We start from the raw sequence: 18,363 nt of genomic DNA on the forward strand, positions 1-18,363 counted from the left end.
ATCATTAGTATTTAACCCTTTTCAACAATAAAAACCTTTATTATGTCTGTTTACGCACGATTCGGTTTCGTATGCGCTTTGGCGATGTCATTTGCGTTAGCCTCAAATGCTCAATTGAAATTAAACACAAAAACACTGGGCGCCGGCGCCAAAGCAGTGAAAGCAGCCACCCTCACAGATGATGATGTGATCAGGTATACCAAAGAGTATATCCAGTGGATGGATGAGCACAACCCCGTTGCACCTTCAGATGATCCGATGGCACAGCGCCTGAAAAAGTTAACCGACCACGTTACCGGTTACGAAGGCATGAACCTTAACTTTAAGGTGTACCTGGTAAGGGATATCAACGCCTTTGCCTGTGCAGATGGCAGTGTGCGTGTATGCGCCGGGTTATTACAAACCATGACAGACGACGAAGTAATGGGCGTAATAGGCCATGAAATCGGGCATGTAAAAAACAAGGATTCCAAAGATGCGTTCAAAACAGCGCTGATGACCTCCGCGTTGAAAGACGGTGTTTCTTCACAGGGCGGTGCTGCCGGTACCCTGAGCGATTCACAGCTCGGCGAGTTGGGAGAAGCGGTTGCTAATTCTGCGTATTCCCGCAACCAGGAAAGCCAGGCCGACAACTACGGTTACGAATTTCTGAAAGCGGCCAAGCTCAATCCGTGGGGCATGTCTATGGCTTTCGAAAAATTGTGGAAGGCATCACAGGAAAGCAGCGGTGATAAAAAGAAAGGCTCACAATTATTCTCTTCCCACCCTGATACAGAAAAAAGAATGAATACGATGGCGGAGAAAGCGAAGAAAGACGGGTTTGAAAAACCTGTTGTAGCAGCGAAGTAATTATCTTTTAAGAAGATATAGCCGGAGGGGATTTAGTGAATCCCTTCCGGCTATATTAAAGTTCAGGATGTTGCAGTTCCCGCTGCATGGCGTTCTTAGTTGCGCTGTCGATCAGCTTTTCAGGCAGCAGCGATATCAGAAAAGTTTGTATGGCATGAGGCCAATAAGGCATAATACTTTTTCTGCCACAACCCACAATAGCCAGTACGTGCTTTGCATAGGTGGCCGCGGCCGGCCGCATAAAGGTGACGGGCTTTTTGTTTGTCCCGGTATTTACACTACCGGTTATCAATGAAATCACTTCCATATTTTCTAATTCACGCGCCAGCGAAATGGAAAAGGCATTGTTATATGCCTTTGAGCCTGCATAAACCGCTAAATAAGGTGGTGGAAACAAACCCGCATACGAAGAAACATTTAATATAAGCCCGGGGTTTCCCAGTTGTGGCAGCAAGCTACGGGTAAGCTGTGAAGGGAAGGCCATGTTGAGCGTAATTGTTTCATCAATTTCACCGGCGGAAAAATCAGCCAGTGCATTCATCGGCCCTATTCCTACGTTATTCACCAGTACTGTTATGGGCAAATGCTCAATTTCTTCCACATTTACCCGGCTTTTCCTGCTACCGTCATGTAACAGCAGCACTACCTCGCACTGCGGGTGATCCGCTTCAATGCCCATTTTCACTGCCTCTAATTTTGCTTCATTCCGGCCATGTAAAACGATATTAAATCCTTTCTCCGCCAGTGCCACGGCGATGGCTTTCCCGATCCCATCAGTTGCGCCGGTAACCAGCGCAAAGGCGCCCGGCTTCCTGTATTTTTCAAGATCCGAGCGACGGATATAAGGATAAATGAATTTTATCGTCCTGTATAAAAGCCATAACAGGCATATTATTCCAACCGTAAAAATGATATGATTGCCCATCTGTTATTTTCCTGCAAAGTTAGCGGCAGCTGTTTACCAGTAAAATGGATGGATAAGGGGAACCATTGGATTATTTGCGGCAGTTGCAGCGGAACTGCAGTGGCGACTGCCCTTCTGTATGGGAAAAATAGCGGGTAAAGTAAGCGTGGTCCGCAAAACCCAACTGGCTGGCTATTTCCTTAACGGATGCATTGGTAGCGTATAATAGTCTTTTTGCTTCCATGATAATAGTTTGTTGTATCCAGAAACTTACGGTAAGTCCTGTTGTCTGTTTTACGGCATCGTTCAGGTATGCGGGGGTTATATTTAATGAGGTAGCGTAGGCGGAAGTAGTTTTATGTGTTTTAAACTGTTGCAAAAGCAACCGTTTAAATTGCTGTGTTAACAGATGTGTGCGTGATAAAGGGGCCTCCTTATTTTCCTGCCGGCGATAGGCAGAAGCGAACATCCCAACACAAGCGCTGATCAATGAATGTACTACCTGTGGTATAAAATTCAACGGATGGCGGTTGCGCACTATGGCCGCCAGTAATTCAATACCATTATTCAGTGAAGTACTTTCTAAAGCGGATACGGTGATGGGTATATTCTGAAAATAGTAATCATCAAAAATTCTCCTGTAATCTTCTTCTACAAAACTAGTATCCAACGTAATCAGCCAGGCTTCCGTGTCATTGTTTGCCGTAATGCCATAATGAATTTGTCCTAGTAGTACGCATAATACCGCGCTTTCAACTAACACCACTTCCTTAAAATCGATTATGATCGTACTTCTGCCCTTTTTTTGAAAGATAAACAGGTAATGGTCATCCCGGCGGTGTGGGGCCTTTTTGTAAAAATCCTCCTTATGCTGCGTTCCAATAAACTTGTTAATGCTGATCTCCTGGTCTGTAATATCTTTCAGCGATTGTATCAGAATATTCCCGGTCATTGGAAGCTTTTTCCGGCTAAAGCTATAATAAAAAAACGCAACCGGCAGGTTAAAAATAATGACGAAAGAAGACGAACCCTACCACAGCCTAATACCCACTTCAGGGAAAAAATCCTGCAATCTGCTCAACCTGTTCCACAACACAGCATCCCATGCTTTTGGCTGGTAGTGCCGGAAAAGCTGGTGATTACAACACAGGTATCATTTATGCAGTGACCCTCAAAAAAGCCAGGAAGTATGTTTATAAAAGCAGCATTAAATGGTTCCAGGTCCAAAGCAGACCATCCAAACGTTCCGGTTACAACAGATGAACTGGTGGAAGCCGCTAAAAGCGCCGTTCTTGCCGGGGCTGATGCCATCCATTTTCATGTACGTGACCGCAGCGGTAAAGAAACCCTGGAGCCGCAATTTGTAAATGAACAGGTAAAAGCAGTAAAGGCAGCCGTGCCTGATACTCCTGTGGGCATCAGTACCGGCGCCTGGATGGTACCGGATATCGAAAAGCGGCTTGCATATATCCGCGAGTGGGAAGAACTACCCAACTTTGTATCTGTGAATGGGCATGAAGCCGGTTTTGAACGCATTATACAGGCCATCTTGGACAAGAAAATCGGGGTGGAAGCGGGACTTAATTCCGCGCAGGCAGCGGCGAACTTTAGCGGCAGCGGATTATTGAACGAATGTTTCCGCCTGTTAATTGAACCGCAGGAGCAGGACCTCAACGCAGCGCTGGCAACGGTGAAAGCCATTGAAGATAAACTGACCGGAAGGCAGCCACATCAGACTGTGGTGCTGCATGGTGTCGACAGTACCTGTTGGGAGTTATTGAAAGTAGCTAAGTACAAAGGATATGACCTGAGAATAGGATTTGAAGATACCCTGCTGGACCCATCCAGGGCTATTGCAGAAAGCAATGAAGCACTGGTAAAGGCAGCATTTCACTATAGTTGATTATTTCTTTTCCAGGCTCAGCACGTTGGCGCCCAATGGTTCTTCAAACACGCGTTCCAGTTGCTGCGGATGCACTATAACAGTGATCTCCAGCGATCCGGTGCCAACGGTGCCACCTAACATATGTCCGCCGAAGGCGTTAAAATTTCTATCCGTAACCGTGCCGTGCGTATGCAGCGAAACCTTCCCTTTCTGCCACGCAATAGACCCGTTCATGCCGGACAGTTCCATATTACTGAATTCTTTGGGTTCGTACTTTTTCGTTTCCCTGTTAAAATAACCAAAGGTGGCATCTACAAATCCGAAGCCGGTGAAACTGGCGGAGGGAATCTTTTCCTTTTCGGCAAAGGCTTCCAGTTGCTTAAAGATATCATCGCCCTGCCGTAATACCATGAGGTAGCCGGTGCTGGTTTTGATATAGCGGGCGGTATCCTGCGCGGTAGCTGTAGCCATGAGGAATAAGTTGATGATGAGTAAGGTGTATATTGTTTTCATAATAACAGGCATTGCATTTAATATGCCATCTGTACACCTTCGGAGGTCATCACCACCCGCTTCATGGTATCATCGGGATTATAATAGAGGTAGTCGATGCACACCGAGCGCCGGTGGCTTCCTCCGTTTTTCAGTCCGCCGTTGTGGTAAATAAAATAAGACCTGCCGTTAAAATCCAATATCGCTGGTCTGTTAGTTTCGCAATTTCCTGCCAGCTCATTTAATATTCCCTTAAACTCCCACGGCCCCTCCATGCTGCGGCTCATGGCATAAGCCACTCTTTCCGGCATCCCGTAGCCATAGGACAGGTAGTACCAGCCATTGCGTTTATGCAGGTGCGCGCCTTCTTCAAATCCTGGCAGGTCTAATGTTTTAATCGGTCCATCCAGTTCCGTGAGGTTGGCTTTCAGCTTTGCATAAAAGCATTTGCCATTACCCCAGAAAATATATGCCTGCCCGTTGTCGTCTATCATCACCGTTGGATCGAGGTTGGCTTTTTCGTGCACACCAGATGGCAGCATATCGATAGTAACCAGTGATGATCCGCGGGCATCTTTAAACGGACCCGCCGGATTTGTGGCCTCTGCCACGCCAATCGCCGAGCCCTTGATAGTGGCGTGTGCAGTGGCTACATACCAGTAAAATTTATTATTGTGCGCTATTACTTTTGAAGCGTAAGCATTGCCGCTGGCCCATGAAAAATCTGTTGCTTTCAATGGTACAGGATGTTCTGTCCATTCCGTGAGGTTGATAGATGAGAAGCAGAGCCACTCATTCATTACATAGGCTTCCGTACCTACCGGCGCTTCGTCGTGGCCGGTGTACAGGTATATGGTATCATTGTGGACCAATGCCGTGGGATCGGCAGTGAATTTATGCCGGATTATCGGGTTTTGATGAGGTAGCATGATCTGCGGATTTGTTTTTCAGCAGATTTGGTATCGATAACTGTGCCATGGGAAACTTATATTGGACCTGAAAAGAGCTAAAGATGATACGTTTTTACCCGTTCCTTTAATCTTTCATAAATTCCTTTTAAATGGAGAGACAAAATATCAATATCAACAGATATTGTGAAGACTTTATTTTCGGACCAGGTAAAATAATCGGCAAGGTCATCCACGAACTGTACCAAAATACCCTGCTCACAAAGAGCCAACAATCTTTCATCATTAATTTGCTTTGAATAATCCTCCACAATCCCCAATGTGTGATAAATGGATTTAAACAATTCAAGATCATTTAAATCAGTAATATCCTTTGACAAAACATCAAAAGATATTACCGCATATGATTCGTTAATACCATTAATCTCTCTGGCCCATTCCTGTAACGCTTCATTATCAAAAAAAGAATTATTTTTTTTAATTAAAGATAATAACTCCACAGGCGTAGAGAAGAGAAGCAAACTGCCGTCAGCATTAACTAACAACTTATCTATGTCGTTATCTGAAATATCTGCACCAAATACTGTATAATATTTCTGCTCTGCAAATACAATTTCTAATAAAAACTTGCAATACTTTTCTGAGATGTCATTAATGTATTTCATATTCGTTACCCGATCATAAGACTACTATCTTTTTTATTGAACTCTCTATTGAGTATAAGAAATATTATCAACGGAATAATATTAATTCCGATCCTTAAGTCATGCAGACTGCTGTCATAGGATAAATTAAGCTTAATATTAAAAATAGCGTATTTAATTCCCAATTCAACCTTCTCGCTATATAAAAAGAAAGGTGCAACTTCCATTCCGATTACCATTTTGTATGAAACGCTTAATAATGTCAATTGAACAATTTGGATAAAGTTTACCCAGATGTTCAACTGCAAATGGCTCTTCCTGATTTTTCTTTTAAACAGTATACAAAAATTCGTATATAAATAGTAGATCAAAAAAACGCTTATCAGTACTGCAACGAATAATTGCCCATTTGTCATATCCTGGTATTGAGATAGAGTTGTCCGAGTAAACAAAAACAAACTGACAATACCGATTGTTATTTGATAAAGACTTACGAAAATTAACATCCTGTGTTATTATTTGGAACTGGATTTATATTTCACGGATTTAGAGATACACATAAACTATCGGGTCACATTATCTATTCTTCCAACCCAAATTATAACAAATATTCTAAGAATGGTAAATTAAAGTATCTCAAAACAGTCATCACCGCCGCATGATCCGACTGGAAACATAACCGGGTGATAATCTATCACCCTCGATTCAATTGGAGAACACTCAAAGTGCAATCTATACCGTTGAACCAGGCATCTACGTCGGAAATAAATCAAAGTTTCAATTTTGCCGAAATTACCTCAACTTGCAGCCTTATCCAGCACTATAAACATTGGACTCAGCAAACGAAAAAACCCTTAAAAGGGGATTACAGAACAGGCATATCCAGCTGATCGCCCTGGGCGGCGCCATCGGAACAGGTTTATTCCTTGGCATAGGTCCGGCGGCGGTACTAGCGGGGCCTTCTGTTATTTTGGGTTATGCCCTGGCCGGTATTATTGCTTTCTTTATTATGCGCCAGCTGGGCGAAATGGTAGTGGAAGAACCGGTATCAGGTAGTTTTAGTCATTTTGCTTATAAATACTGGGGCTCATTTGCCGGCTTTTCTTCCGGGTGGAATTACTGGATCCTTTATATCCTGGTGAGTATGTCGGAGCTGACTGCCATTGGCGTGTATGTACATTTCTGGTGGCCGGAGATCCCGTTATGGTCTTCCAGTCTTTTTTTCTTCATTGCTATTAATGCGTTAAACCTGAGCTCTGTAAAAGTATACGGAGAAGCAGAGTTTTGGTTTTCCATCATAAAAGTAGTGGCTATTATAGCCATGATCGTTTTTGGTATCTATTTGCTGATAAGCGGAAGTGGCGGCGCGCAGGCCAACATCCGGAATCTCTGGAACGATGGCGGATTTTTCCCGCGTGGATTATTGCATGCCGATGGTAAAGGTGGTTTCCAGGGATTGTTTGCCGCCATTGCCCTGATCATGTTTTCCTTTGGCGGGCTTGAATTGATTGGTATCACTGCTGCAGAAGCAGACCAGCCGGAAAAAACAATCCCGAAGGCCACCAACCAGGTGATTTACCGTATCCTGATCTTCTATGTAGGCGCGCTTGTGATCCTGTTTTCTTTATCGCCCTGGAAAAGTATTACTACAGACAGCAGCCCGTTTGTAATGGTATTTCAAAGCTTAAAAGGATTCCAGTTTTCTTTTTTAGGTAAAACCATCTATTTCACCAGCCTGATTGCAAATGTGTTAAACCTGATTGTTTTAACGGCGGCACTTTCCGTTTACAACAGTTGCGTATACAGTAACAGCAGGATGTTGTATGGCTTGTCGAAGCAAGGCAATGCACCCGCTTTCCTATCTCAGCTAAATAAAAACCATGTACCTGTAAAAGCAATCCTGGTATCCGGGTTATTTGCTGCGATTTGTATTGTGGTAAATAAAGTGATTCCCGAAAAAGCGCTGGAAGTACTGATGTCGCTGGTGGTATCTTCATTGATCATTAACTGGCTGATGATCACCATCGTGCATCTTAAATTCAAAAAAAGCAAACGCGAAGCGCAGATCCTGACAAAGTTCCCTTCCTTTATTTACCCGGTGTCCAATTACATTTGCCTGGTGTTCCTGGTGGGCATCCTGATCCTGATGTGGATTACGGGGATGAAGCTGCCGGTAGAACTGATCCCGGCATGGGTGGTGTTTTTGTATGTGTGCTTTTTACTGGTGAAGAGGAATAAGGTTAGTAAGGTAATCCCATCCTGACCCCACCCCTACTTCATCACCTGGTTAAATCCATACCGCAAATTTATGCTTGCTATAAAAGCGCTGAAAGGATCTTTCTCTTTCAGGTAGTTATCAATGCCTGCTTCGGCCACAATCCATATACTTTTAGCAACCCTGAATTCAGTACCAAAGTTGAACAGCAGGGACTTGTCAAGGTTATCATAGTTCTGATACTTAAACTGTGTTTCCGCAAATCCCCTGAAGCCGGAGGTACCCAGGTAGTAGCGGACATTCACTGTAGCATTGATGAAAGTGCTGTCTTTAAATTCAGAGCGGGGTAAGCTGAAACTACCGCCCAGCAGCAGCTGGCTGCTTTTCCCGATGCCCAGTGCCCAGGTGACCCAGGTATTGAAGGAGGCGAAGCCGGCGTTTTTAATCAAGGAATCACGGGATTGTCCTACCCACGCAATGGCGCCATCCAGGCGGGTGGCGTTCCAATGTTCACTTTTAAATTGCTCTATCAGGTCGTCTACTGCCGCATAATATTTCTTTTTATCGGTGTCGTATCCTTTTTTAAAGGCGTTGTAGCTGGCCTGCAAGGTTGTATCTGGGTTTTCCCTGAGATATTCTTCTGCTTTGTTTTCCGCGAAATCCCAGAACTCTTTATCATGTTCTGCGCCATATTGCGCGCGCTCTGCAGGCGGCACTTCCTTATGCACAATAATGATCCAGTTATTTTTAAATTCCCGGAGTGCCAGCTGCGCCTGCTGTTGTGCAAGAAAAACCGCTCTTCTTTTTGCGGCATTCAGTAACAGGTCATCTTTCTTCCTCACAATAGAAAACCGGTAGCCAACAGCCAGTTTGGAGGATACATTCCCCGAATCAACGATTGCCCCGATGCTGAAGGAGGAGTTATACCAGAACTTCCTTTTGCCATAATCTTCCAGCGTCCAGTTTTTGCTGGCCAGCTTCCCCGGGGAAAATTCCACGGCGAAATTACGCGGGATAACGCCCTGGCCGTTTGAATAAAACGGCGATAAGCTGAGCGCAAACTTTTGAATATCCGAAGGACGCAGCAGGTTGGAAGGATCTGCTCCCAGCGCTTTAAACGCCGGCATGTCCGGCACAGAAAAGTTTAACAGGTAATGCTCGGTGCTGTCTGTTTTAAACTGCGCAGATGTCCGGAAAGAAATAAGAGATAACAGAATGAAAATTATTTTCCGTGCTGACATACATGTATTTTAAATAGGGGTAATCAATCCTGTTTTACGGTTAACTGCAGTAAAATATCTTCCTGTTTGCCGGTAACATCGGTACCTAAAGTAGCAGTAGTGCCATAACCAATCTGGCTGCTGCCTATTACTTTGGCCGTATTAAAATCATCGCCCTGCAATACGCTTACCCTTAATTTATAACCATTGTCGTCCTCATACTTCCTTACCCTGAAAGAAATATCCAGCACTCTTTTGTCGAAATTGATTAATGGTTCACCGGGTTTATAATCGTTTTGAATAAGATAGTAATCCGGTTGGGGCAGCTCATTGCTGTTTTGCCGGAGGGGCTTTGTTAATATAGGATGTTCATCGGCGGTAGCCGCCCACATCTGGTAGATGTAAGTAATAAAATAAATGCCGGTCATATCTATCCTTATCCACAGTTTTCCACCATTAGGGTCATAGGCCACCTTTTTCATGATATACAGATTAAGACATAAAAATAGATATTTAAAATTTATAACTATATTCAGAAATATTCTGCCTTTCTTTTTTGCTGTTGACATAGGGTTGTCATACCCGCCTGCTACTTTTACATCAGACAATAAAAATTTCATCCTAAAACAAACCAAATGAGCAACACAAACATTTTAAGAGGATTTGCCACATTGAGCTTCTATGCAGCAGATCACGAGGCGGCAAAAAAATGGTATACGGAGTTAACCGGTATTCCTCCTTACTTTGAAAGGCCCGGCTATGCGGAGTTCCGCCTGGGCGACTACCAGCATGAACTGGGTATTATCGATAGTAAGTATGCGCCAAAATCGCTGGGCAGCGGACCCGGCGGTGCTATTATTTACTGGCATGTAGACGATATCCAGGCGGGGTTGGAAAAATTGCTGCAACTGGGAGCTACTGTTTTAGAACCCGTTACAGAACGGGGACATGGATTTGTTACTGCCTCCGTAATTGATCCTTTCGGCAACGTACTGGGCATTATGTACAATCCTCATTATGTGGAAGTGCTGAAAGCCAATGAAAAGTAATAACACCACCGGTTGGAGCATGCTTTGCCAACCGGCTTTTTTGTTACGGGTGCGCCTCTACCACCAGCACCCAATCATTGCCCACGCCGGTAGCCGGGGGTACCAATGTAACAGCAGAGGTTTGTTTCACCATCCCGATGCTTGTTCTTTCCGCATTCCGCGGATTAAACCACCAACAATTTAGTTGTGCGGATTTTATCACAGCAGTGTTCACCTGCAGCGATTTTCCTATGGGCAGATATACCATCAGGTAAGTACCCGCCGCATCCCGGAAAGCTTCCATATGGCCTCCTCCTTCCCCCTGACCCGATAAGATCAGCGAGAGATCCGGTAGGCGGTTTAGTGCGCCATGTATGGCTATGAGCCGGCGAAGATAACCCGCCTGGAAAGCGCCGGGCCGGTCCAGTGCATTCATCCAGCCACGATCAGGATAGTTAACGGCTTCCTCCCGCGCACTCATAAACTGCCACACGGCATGATGACCGTAAGTTACCCCACATGCGCCGGCAAATACAGAACGGTACAGTTGCTTACGTACATCGTAGTCCCTGAAATAACCATTGTCGGGGTTCCATTTAGGCCAGGGATTCACGGGATGGTCTTCATAATTAGGTTCGGCATCAAGGGTAGGTTTGGCCGGTAAATATTGCCGGTCCCTCCGCACCAGCTCCCAGCATGCTACATCATGGCCGCTGCCATGACCGCTCTGGAACATGTGGATATCCAGCCAGCTTTCCTGCTGCAGCCATTGCGACGTGGAGTTAGTCCCTCCGGAAGGATGGTAAGCAATGATGCATTGCCCGGCAGTGCCTTCCTTTATACCCCTTGCCATTGCCCGCCAGATGGGACGCCAGTCGCCGCTGTCGTTAACCGCCGGGCGATCGCCACCCAGTATCCAGATGATGTTTTTATGATTACGATACCTGTTCCCGATCCATTTCCCATATCCGTAAGCGTTAGTGGTGTCAAACACCACAGGGCCTTCGCCCCATAACTTTGTCACCTTATCGCCCCAGGTAGGCAGCAGCCCGATGTACATTCCGCGCTGCATGGCCCAGCTGATGGTGCTGTCTATTAACGTGAAATAAGCGTTGTTCGGGGTGGCGGGGTTTTCATTCAGCAACGGAAGTTGTCCGTAGCGGTTGGGTTTGCGAAGACCATCAAATTCCGCCAGCACTACTGCCTGAATTACGGTAAATCCTTTGCGGGCGCGGTTACCAAGGTAGTATTTAATTTCCGCGGTGTCCAGCCGATGAAACAATTCCCAGCCGGTATCGCCCAGCCAGAAAAAGGGTTGCCCGTTGGCATATTGAAGATAGTGGCCATCCGCGGTAACCTGTAAACGCTCCGGCAACTGCGCCCGGGTACATAAACAGTAGAGGAGGCTGCTGAGAAACCATAACTTACTTTTCATAACGGGAATATGTTCCAAAGAAAAATAAAGCTTTTTAGGAATAAAGCAGCAGTAATTGTTTTCCGGGAGATGAATAGGCAGCAGCTATTATTGTAATGCAATCACGGTGCTATCTTTCGTAAAGCGGGTGTCCTTCACTGCGCCGGTGCCATTGAACCGGTATTGCACCCCGACGATGCCGGAAGGCGGATTGGAAAATGTGAGTTCCGCAGCAGCGCTGTCGTTCACAAAAAACTGCAGGTGCCGGTCTTTCGCCACTACGCGGAGTTTTACCCATTTTGCCAGGTCGGCGCCAAATTTCGACAGGTCAGTATTCCGGCTGTTGAGGGCAACGCCGGCGGCAAACAGCGAGAGGTCTCCCACGCATCCGGGCGCACACAACGGGATGGAGATCAAATCATTTTTACACAGGAGCAACACCTCTACCCGCTGACAGGCAGCGGTGCCAAGTTGAAAACCACTCTTCAGCGTGGTTTCAAAAGTAAAGTGATCCGTTTGCAGGTCGCCAAGGGGCTGTACATTGTAAAAGCGTAAGGCGGGAGGAACGGGTTGCAGCGGAACATGATATGCCGACAACAACGCTTCATTCACTTCCAGGCCGTTTCCTTTTATGACTTCATTCTTCCGGAAATACAGTGGTGTGCCAGGCTCCTGTTCTATCATGGCCAGCCAGCCACCGGAGCTGATCATCAGTTCGTGTTCTTTTACGATCTGTTTACCCACCATCAGTTTCGCCTTGAAATAACCCGGCTCATAATAAATAGCAGTGTATGTTTTTTCTTTGGCAGATACCGGCATTTTCCGCCTGGTATCCCAGGTTTGCGCAATGAACACAGAATCCTTCCCTGCTGCGACAGCGTTATAACTGAAAATAACAGAATTAGGCACGCCATCCATAACTACTTTATTGGAGCTGAACGAAAATGCGGTTGTGTCAATTGGTTTGCCTGGTTTGGTGTTGGATAACAGTAAGGCATATACGAGGATTCCTACTGGTACCAGGGCGAGCAGCCAGTAAGTCCATTTACTGCGTTTTGGTGGCGTTGCTGCGGGCGAATGAGTGGCAGTGGTTGCACCATTGCCTGTTATGTTAGCAGATACTGTCTGATCCCGGGTTGCATCACTGCCTGTTGCATAACCGGATGCTGTCTCACTGACAGGAATTTCCCCCGTTGTGGTATTTACAGGTGCGGCATCATCACCTGACAAAGGCCCAACCATCGTTTCATGGCTGGTTGCCGCAGGCAGCAAGGTGGCAAGGCGTTTAAACTCCCGCCAGTCGGCATACCCGGCAAATTGTGCCAGGGTATTCAGCGTAGTGGTGGCGGGCATATTGGTGTACTTCAGTTTTCCCCACAGCCGTTTCAGGGTGGTAACGCTCAATATCACCCCCGTAGCTTCTTCTATGGCGGTACTTAGTTTTTCAAAATCATAGCTTGTCCACTCGCTGGCGTCACCACGGTTCAACCGGGCTTCTGCCAGCTCGAGGCATTTTCGTATGTAATTAATCTCAAAACTATTATTCATTCCCTGGTAGTCTATTACAAGCTTGCACGGATTTGCACACACTTGATGCGCCAATGATTCGCCCTGAAATTAGTTATTATTCAGATTTGCTGCAGCATTTAAATTAAAAACACTGGTCATGACAAAAATCCGCACCGCGTGCTTATTCCTATTGCTCCCATTATGCGCAGCAGCACAAAAAAAGAAAACCGGTCACCCCGGCAGTCAGGATATTATCAAGGTCCCCCTGGAAGCCGGACACTGGTCGTTTCAACCCGGCACGGTGGAATTTATCACGTATAAATCGGTACCGGCGATGAAGCTGTTGAACCGGAACGACACCGTAGTGCTGAAGGACCTTGACTTTACAAACGGCACCATCGAATACGATGTACAACCTGTTTCTACTTTCACATCGTTTTATTTCAGGCGCGCCAGCCGGAAAGAGAACGAATGCTTTTATTTCCGTACGCCTTCTTCCGGTAAAGGCGACGCGGTGCAGTATGCACCGCATATCGATGGCGTTAACCTCTGGGATATGCTGGACCAGTACCAGGCCGCCGCCTGGATTTCCAAAGACGACTGGAACCATGTGAAGCTGGTTATTTCCGGCAGGCAAATGCGGGTGTACGTGAACGATACCTCCCGGCCGGTACTGGAAGTGCCGCGACTGGAAAGCAATACCTGGCATGGCGGCCTTGCATTCGACGGGCAGGCGGTCATTGCCAACCTGGTGGTGAAACCGGATCAAACGGAAGGACTGCCTTCCTCTGAAGGCATCGACATCACCAACAATGACGCAGCTTATCTCCGCACCTGGCAAATCACCCAGCCAATGGCTACCCCTGATCAAATTGATTTCAGCAAAGCATGGATACCCGGAAAAGAAACACCATGGGAAACCATCCGCGCCGAAAGGCGGGGACTGATCAACGTAACCCGCAAATTTGGCGGCGCTGAAAACCGCACCCGGCGCATCGTGTGGCTGAAAACAAATATCCGTTCTGCTGTGGCGCAAACACGACAACTGCACCTCGGCTTCAGCGACGAAGTATGGGTATTTGTGAACGATAAATTTGTGTACGTAGACAAAAACCTCTACTCCTACCCGCTGATGAAACAACCGGATGGCCGCTGCACCGTGGATAATGCGTCTTTCTCCCTTCCGTTGGTAGCTGGCGACAATGAAATACTGATCGCCCTGGCCAACGACTTTTATGGATGGGGCATCATGGCAAAACTGGATAAGTTTGAAAACATGACGTTCGACAAATAACCCCTCCTTCCGCCAGGCAGCTCCCGTGAGGGCTGCCTGGCTTTACCGGGATTACCGCACTTCCATCTCTCCCGGAAAAAAATACCCGGAAAACACCACTCCAAAAAATATCATGCAGAAATAAGTACTTAAATAGTGGAAGTTTATTTTGTTTCCAATAACTTTAGGTACCATGAAACAAACATTGGCAGATACTGAGCTGACCGGGCCGGTACAGCAAATGAAATATGCTACCACAGACCCCGATGGCAAATATTACGGGTATGAACTCTCTTTTTTCGATGAAAAAGGATTACTGCTCAGATGGGAGGATTATACCTCCACCCACCAACTGGATAAAACCCTTACCTATACTTTCGATGAACAGGGGAACCTGCTGGAAAAAGCGCTGACCTCCGCAGCAAAGGGGCCCATCTACAAAAACCGCTACTTTGAAAACGGGGCGCTGAAAGAATGTACCGAATATTATGGGGAAGATACCTTTTACACCCGGTACGATGAAGCCGGCAACGTGCTGGAACAACTGGAAAACAACGATCCACTGCCTGTAGAAGAAGATCCGTACAACGAGCAATGGGAAACCAACACCAGCACTGATGACGACGGCTGCCGGATAGAAATTACCCGCTACTACTCTTTTGGCGCCTTGCAGGAAATCACCAAAAGTAAATACAACAGCCGGCAGCAGCTACTGGAGGAATACAAATTCCAGGACACTGATGGTTTTGACAGCAACCAGGCAGTGGAAACTATTATTTGCCAGTACAATGAGCAGGGACATCTAACTGCGAAGATATCCGACAGGGTTACCACCACCGATGCAGTGGAAAGAACCGTGTACCGGTACGAATTTACCTACGACCTTCATCATAACTGGATAGAAAAAGTGGAAATCATGAATAACAGGGTAACGGATTATAAAGACAAGGTCCGTTTTATCCGCCGGAGAGAAATTTTATACGCTCCATAAATTTGCGCACATGCTATCTAACCGACACCAGATCTTTATGGAAGTAGCCCATCAGAAAAGCTTTTCAAAGGCCAGCCAGGCATTGTTTATTTCCCAGCCGGCAGTAAGCACACATATCAAAGGGTTGGAAGAACAGTATAAAACCAAATTATTTGAAAGAAAAGGTTTGCAGATAGAGTTGACAGAAGCCGGTCAGCTGCTGTACAACCGCCTGCTCACCGTACGTCATATACAACAGGAAACCGAGTTCGACATTTCTGTGATCCACGACCAGCAACAGGCCACGGGCATGCTTAATCTGGGCGCCAGTACCACCGCTGCGCTGTATATACTACCCAAGGTAATGTCAGCCTTTCACCGCGAATACCCGCTGGTGGATATTTCCCTGCTCAACCGGAACAGTGAAATTGTATTGCAGGCACTGCTCGACAAAGAAATTAATATAGGCGTTACCGAAGAAAAAGGACAACTCAGCAATATTACCTACCAGTCATTTCTGAAAGACCAGATCGTAGCGGTATGCAGCCGCGACAATCCCCTTGCCCGTAAAAAGAACTACGCGCTGAAAGATATCCTGCAGATGCCTGTAGCTATCCGCGAACGTGGCAGCGGCACCCTGGAAGCGCTCAAGAAGGGACTGCAGAAAAGCAGGATCCGCCTCAACGACCTGAAAATAAAAGTCAGGCTGGGAGGCACCGAGGCGCTGAAGAATTTCCTCCTGGAATCCGGTTGCGTAGGATTCCTCTCTACCCGCTCCATTGCTAAAGAGCTGCAACACGGCGAATTAACGATCCTTTCCTTTGAAGGCCTGCGGATAGAACGCAGTTTTTACTTCATTCAACGTAAAGGCGAAACCAGCGATCTCAACAAACGTTTCATCAAAATGGCCAGATCCATTTATAATTATTAATTATAGGTCATAATATTTTCATATAGCCAGGATTATAACCGATGGGCTACATTTGAGCCATACAAAATAACCTGTTGACATGAACATGCTTTTTTATTACGACGAACTATATAAAGCGGCTGTAGAAAGAATTAACAAGCTGGTAGATATTTCTGTTTCCCAGAAAAATGCGTTAATCCAGCGGCTGAAAAGCCAGGCGCCGTTTCTTGCCACCACTACAGAAGATATCGACCTGGTTGCCCAAAGGATGATGAATTCCCTGGGAATGGTATTATGCCCGGATGCTGCTGCAGATTTTGCCGGCGGCAGCAAGCTCCTCGAAATGGAGATGCTGAATAATGGCGAATAACGGGCCGTTTATGGAGAGGTGAATAACCCGCTGCTCCCGGATTTTACTGTACCGGCGGAAAAGGCTCCGCCATTCCCCGCTCAAAAGGAGTGAACGGCTCTCCTGTAGCCACGCGTGCCGGCCAGTTTGGATTGGCGAGTGCCGCCTTTCCCAGCGAAATGAGATCCGCATGCCCTTCCGTTAAGGCCCTTCCGGCCACGGCCAGTTCTTCCATACCGCCGTTGGCAATTACCGGCCGCTGCACAATGCGTTTAGCCATACCCGTGAGCGTTTCCCCATGTGCGTAAGCACCCAGTTTTTCCCAGGTGCTGCCTTCCCCTGAAATATGGATATAATCCGGAGATACCTTTCTTACTTCTTCAAGTAGTGCTGTTGCTGTAATAGCGCCATCGGGCCAGCGATAGGTGAAATTATTCACTTTTCCTTCGGACAGGCGCAACCCGATAATAAAATGCGCGGGCACCGCCTGCCTGATAGCGGTAATGATTTCCGCGATAATACGGAAGCGGTTCTCAACAGACCCGCCATATTCATCGTTCCGCAGATTGGTATACTCCGTTAAAAACTGATCCGGCAGGTAACCATTGGCAGCATGCACTTCTATTCCATCGAAACCGGCGACTACGGCATTAACCGCCGCGGCGGCATATCCTGCCACTGCGATGGCAATATCATTGCGCGTCATGGCAGCCGGAACCGGGAAGGGACCATCGCCGCCACCATAAGAGCGCAGCTTGCGGCCCAGCGGCGTTACCACGGAAGGCGCCAGCGTATGCGGCAAGTGCTGCGATAAGGCGCCGGCATGCATCAGCTGTGCAATAAATAAGCTGCCATGCGTTTTTACTTTCCCCGCCAGCTCCTGCCAGCCGGCCACCTGCTGTGATGTGACCAGTCCTGGTTGATGCGGATACGCCTGGCTGGCTACTGCATCGGTATATAATCCCTCGGTGATAATGATCCCAAAACCGCCGAGGGCAAAACGTTCATAGTAAGCGTGCATAGCTGCGGTGGGGATGCCCTGCAATGTAGCGCTGGCGCGACTCATAGGCGCCAGTACCACCCTGTTCTTAACAAATTGCTGCGCCAGTGTAACAGGCGCCAATACCGGGTGTGTGGTCATATATAAAACTTTAGCACAAAGTTGTACACTTCGCCGTACCAAAACAATGACAAATGATAAGAAATCTAAAACGGCTCCTTTGCTATTTTTCGACGTAAACGGCTCAACGATTCGGGGGTAATGCCCAGGTAAGCCGCCACCTGGTGCTGGGGCAGCCGTGTTTCGAGGAAAGGGTAGCAACTTACAAACCCGCGGTACCGCTCTGTGGCAGGCTTCTGCAGCGACAGGATACGGCGTTGTAACGCGATGTAGCCCCGCTGGGAAATAATGCGGTAATACCGCTCCACCGCCGGGATATCGTTAAATAGTTGTTCCAGTTGCTGCCGGGTGATCCGCAGCACCTCTCCTCCTTCCAGCACATCAATGTTAAACTGGGATGGCCGACCAGATAGCATGCTGTCGAGGTCCGTGATCCACCAGCCTTCCACGCTGAACTGCAGCACATTCTCTTTGCCGGTGGCATCTTTTTCATACTGGCGGCAACAACCTTTCAGCACAAAAAACTCGTAGCGGCAAACGTCGCCTTCCCGCAACAGGAACTGCCGGCGGCGGGTACGCACCGGTTCAAAATAGCCGGGAATACGTTTGATATCCGCATCGCGCAGCGGTACATGTTGAAGGATACTATCTGTCAGCAATTTCATGCTCCTGA

Annotated in this window: 19 protein-coding genes; 8 read left to right on the forward strand and 11 right to left on the reverse strand. The window is 47.0% G+C overall.

Annotated elements, in window-relative coordinates; all coding sequences use genetic code 11:
- Positions 1-114 precede the first annotated feature (114 nt).
- Positions 115-849, forward strand: coding sequence for a M48 family metallopeptidase (locus AB6805_RS03350; protein ID WP_370908042.1), 735 nt, complete (start codon positions 115-117; stop codon positions 847-849).
- Positions 850-904: 55 nt separating this feature from the next.
- Here the strand turns inward: AB6805_RS03350 and AB6805_RS03355 are convergent, their stop codons facing one another.
- Positions 905-1,774 carry an SDR family NAD(P)-dependent oxidoreductase gene (locus AB6805_RS03355; RefSeq protein ID WP_370908043.1) on the reverse strand — a complete coding sequence of 290 codons (870 nt, stop codon included), beginning with the start codon at positions 1,772-1,774 and terminating at the stop codon, positions 905-907.
- A gap of 70 nt (positions 1,775-1,844) precedes the next feature.
- Positions 1,845-2,705 (reverse strand): helix-turn-helix domain-containing protein, encoded by an 861-nt coding sequence (locus AB6805_RS03360; protein WP_370908044.1) that lies wholly within the window; start codon positions 2,703-2,705, stop codon positions 1,845-1,847.
- Positions 2,706-2,942: 237 nt separating this feature from the next.
- Between AB6805_RS03360 and AB6805_RS03365 the strand changes: the two genes are divergently transcribed.
- The gene (locus AB6805_RS03365; protein ID WP_370908045.1) at positions 2,943-3,656 is read left to right on the forward strand and encodes a 3-keto-5-aminohexanoate cleavage protein; all 714 of its coding nucleotides are present in this window, start codon (positions 2,943-2,945) and stop codon (positions 3,654-3,656) included.
- On the opposite strand, the gene AB6805_RS03370 is transcribed toward AB6805_RS03365, so the two are convergent.
- The 3 genes from AB6805_RS03370 to AB6805_RS03380 all read right to left on the reverse strand — a co-directional run bounded on the left by AB6805_RS03370 (position 3,657) and on the right by AB6805_RS03380 (position 5,703).
- Positions 3,657-4,151, reverse strand: a complete 495-nt coding sequence (locus AB6805_RS03370; protein ID WP_370908046.1) for a PPC domain-containing DNA-binding protein — start codon at positions 4,149-4,151, stop codon at positions 3,657-3,659.
- A gap of 17 nt (positions 4,152-4,168) precedes the next feature.
- Positions 4,169-5,059: a glycoside hydrolase family 43 protein gene (locus AB6805_RS03375; protein ID WP_370908047.1), complete on the reverse strand. Its 891-nt coding sequence runs from the start codon at positions 5,057-5,059 to the stop codon at positions 4,169-4,171.
- Between the two features lie 77 nt (positions 5,060-5,136).
- Positions 5,137-5,703, reverse strand: coding sequence for a hypothetical protein (locus AB6805_RS03380; RefSeq protein ID WP_370908048.1), 567 nt, complete (start codon positions 5,701-5,703; stop codon positions 5,137-5,139).
- A gap of 808 nt (positions 5,704-6,511) precedes the next feature.
- Between AB6805_RS03380 and AB6805_RS03385 the strand changes: the two genes are divergently transcribed.
- Positions 6,512-7,945, forward strand: a complete 1,434-nt coding sequence (locus tag AB6805_RS03385) for an amino acid permease (RefSeq protein WP_370908049.1) — start codon at positions 6,512-6,514, stop codon at positions 7,943-7,945.
- 8 nt (positions 7,946-7,953) lie between these two features.
- Here AB6805_RS03385 and AB6805_RS03390 read toward each other — a convergent pair whose 3' ends face one another.
- Positions 7,954-9,138, reverse strand: a complete 1,185-nt coding sequence (locus AB6805_RS03390; RefSeq protein WP_370908050.1) for a hypothetical protein — start codon at positions 9,136-9,138, stop codon at positions 7,954-7,956.
- A gap of 23 nt (positions 9,139-9,161) precedes the next feature.
- The gene (locus AB6805_RS03395; protein ID WP_370908051.1) at positions 9,162-9,599 is read right to left on the reverse strand and encodes a hypothetical protein; all 438 of its coding nucleotides are present in this window, start codon (positions 9,597-9,599) and stop codon (positions 9,162-9,164) included.
- Positions 9,600-9,752: 153 nt separating this feature from the next.
- Between AB6805_RS03395 and AB6805_RS03400 the strand changes: the two genes are divergently transcribed.
- Positions 9,753-10,166 (forward strand): VOC family protein, encoded by a 414-nt coding sequence (locus AB6805_RS03400; RefSeq protein WP_370908052.1) that lies wholly within the window; start codon positions 9,753-9,755, stop codon positions 10,164-10,166.
- 43 nt (positions 10,167-10,209) lie between these two features.
- Here the strand turns inward: AB6805_RS03400 and AB6805_RS03405 are convergent, their stop codons facing one another.
- Complete coding sequence (locus AB6805_RS03405; protein WP_370908053.1) at positions 10,210-11,580, reverse strand: glycoside hydrolase family 140 protein; 1,371 nt, start codon at positions 11,578-11,580, stop codon at positions 10,210-10,212.
- 87 nt (positions 11,581-11,667) lie between these two features.
- A complete protein-coding gene (locus AB6805_RS03410; protein WP_370908054.1) occupies positions 11,668-13,107 on the reverse strand; it encodes a hypothetical protein in 1,440 nt (479 codons plus the stop codon).
- Positions 13,108-13,225: 118 nt separating this feature from the next.
- Between AB6805_RS03410 and AB6805_RS03415 the strand changes: the two genes are divergently transcribed.
- From AB6805_RS03415 to AB6805_RS03430, 4 genes are all read left to right on the forward strand, one after another.
- Positions 13,226-14,362 carry a hypothetical protein gene (locus AB6805_RS03415; RefSeq protein ID WP_370908055.1) on the forward strand — a complete coding sequence of 379 codons (1,137 nt, stop codon included), beginning with the start codon at positions 13,226-13,228 and terminating at the stop codon, positions 14,360-14,362.
- A gap of 172 nt (positions 14,363-14,534) precedes the next feature.
- Entirely contained in the window at positions 14,535-15,332 is a 798-nt protein-coding gene (locus tag AB6805_RS03420; protein ID WP_370908056.1) for a hypothetical protein, read from the forward strand.
- A gap of 10 nt (positions 15,333-15,342) precedes the next feature.
- Entirely contained in the window at positions 15,343-16,242 is a 900-nt protein-coding gene (locus AB6805_RS03425) for a LysR substrate-binding domain-containing protein (protein ID WP_370908057.1), read from the forward strand.
- Positions 16,243-16,321: 79 nt separating this feature from the next.
- Positions 16,322-16,591 carry a hypothetical protein gene (locus AB6805_RS03430; protein WP_370908058.1) on the forward strand — a complete coding sequence of 90 codons (270 nt, stop codon included), beginning with the start codon at positions 16,322-16,324 and terminating at the stop codon, positions 16,589-16,591.
- Positions 16,592-16,634: 43 nt separating this feature from the next.
- Here AB6805_RS03430 and AB6805_RS03435 read toward each other — a convergent pair whose 3' ends face one another.
- A complete protein-coding gene (locus AB6805_RS03435) occupies positions 16,635-17,711 on the reverse strand; it encodes an NADH:flavin oxidoreductase (protein WP_370908059.1) in 1,077 nt (358 codons plus the stop codon).
- A 65-nt stretch (positions 17,712-17,776) separates the two neighbouring features.
- Complete coding sequence (locus AB6805_RS03440; RefSeq protein WP_370908060.1) at positions 17,777-18,355, reverse strand: Crp/Fnr family transcriptional regulator; 579 nt, start codon at positions 18,353-18,355, stop codon at positions 17,777-17,779.
- Between the last annotated feature and the right edge of the window lie 8 nt (positions 18,356-18,363).

Origin of the sequence: Chitinophaga sp. RCC_12 (genome assembly GCF_041360695.1) — a bacterium.
Taxonomy (GTDB): Bacteria; Bacteroidota; Bacteroidia; order Chitinophagales; family Chitinophagaceae; genus Chitinophaga.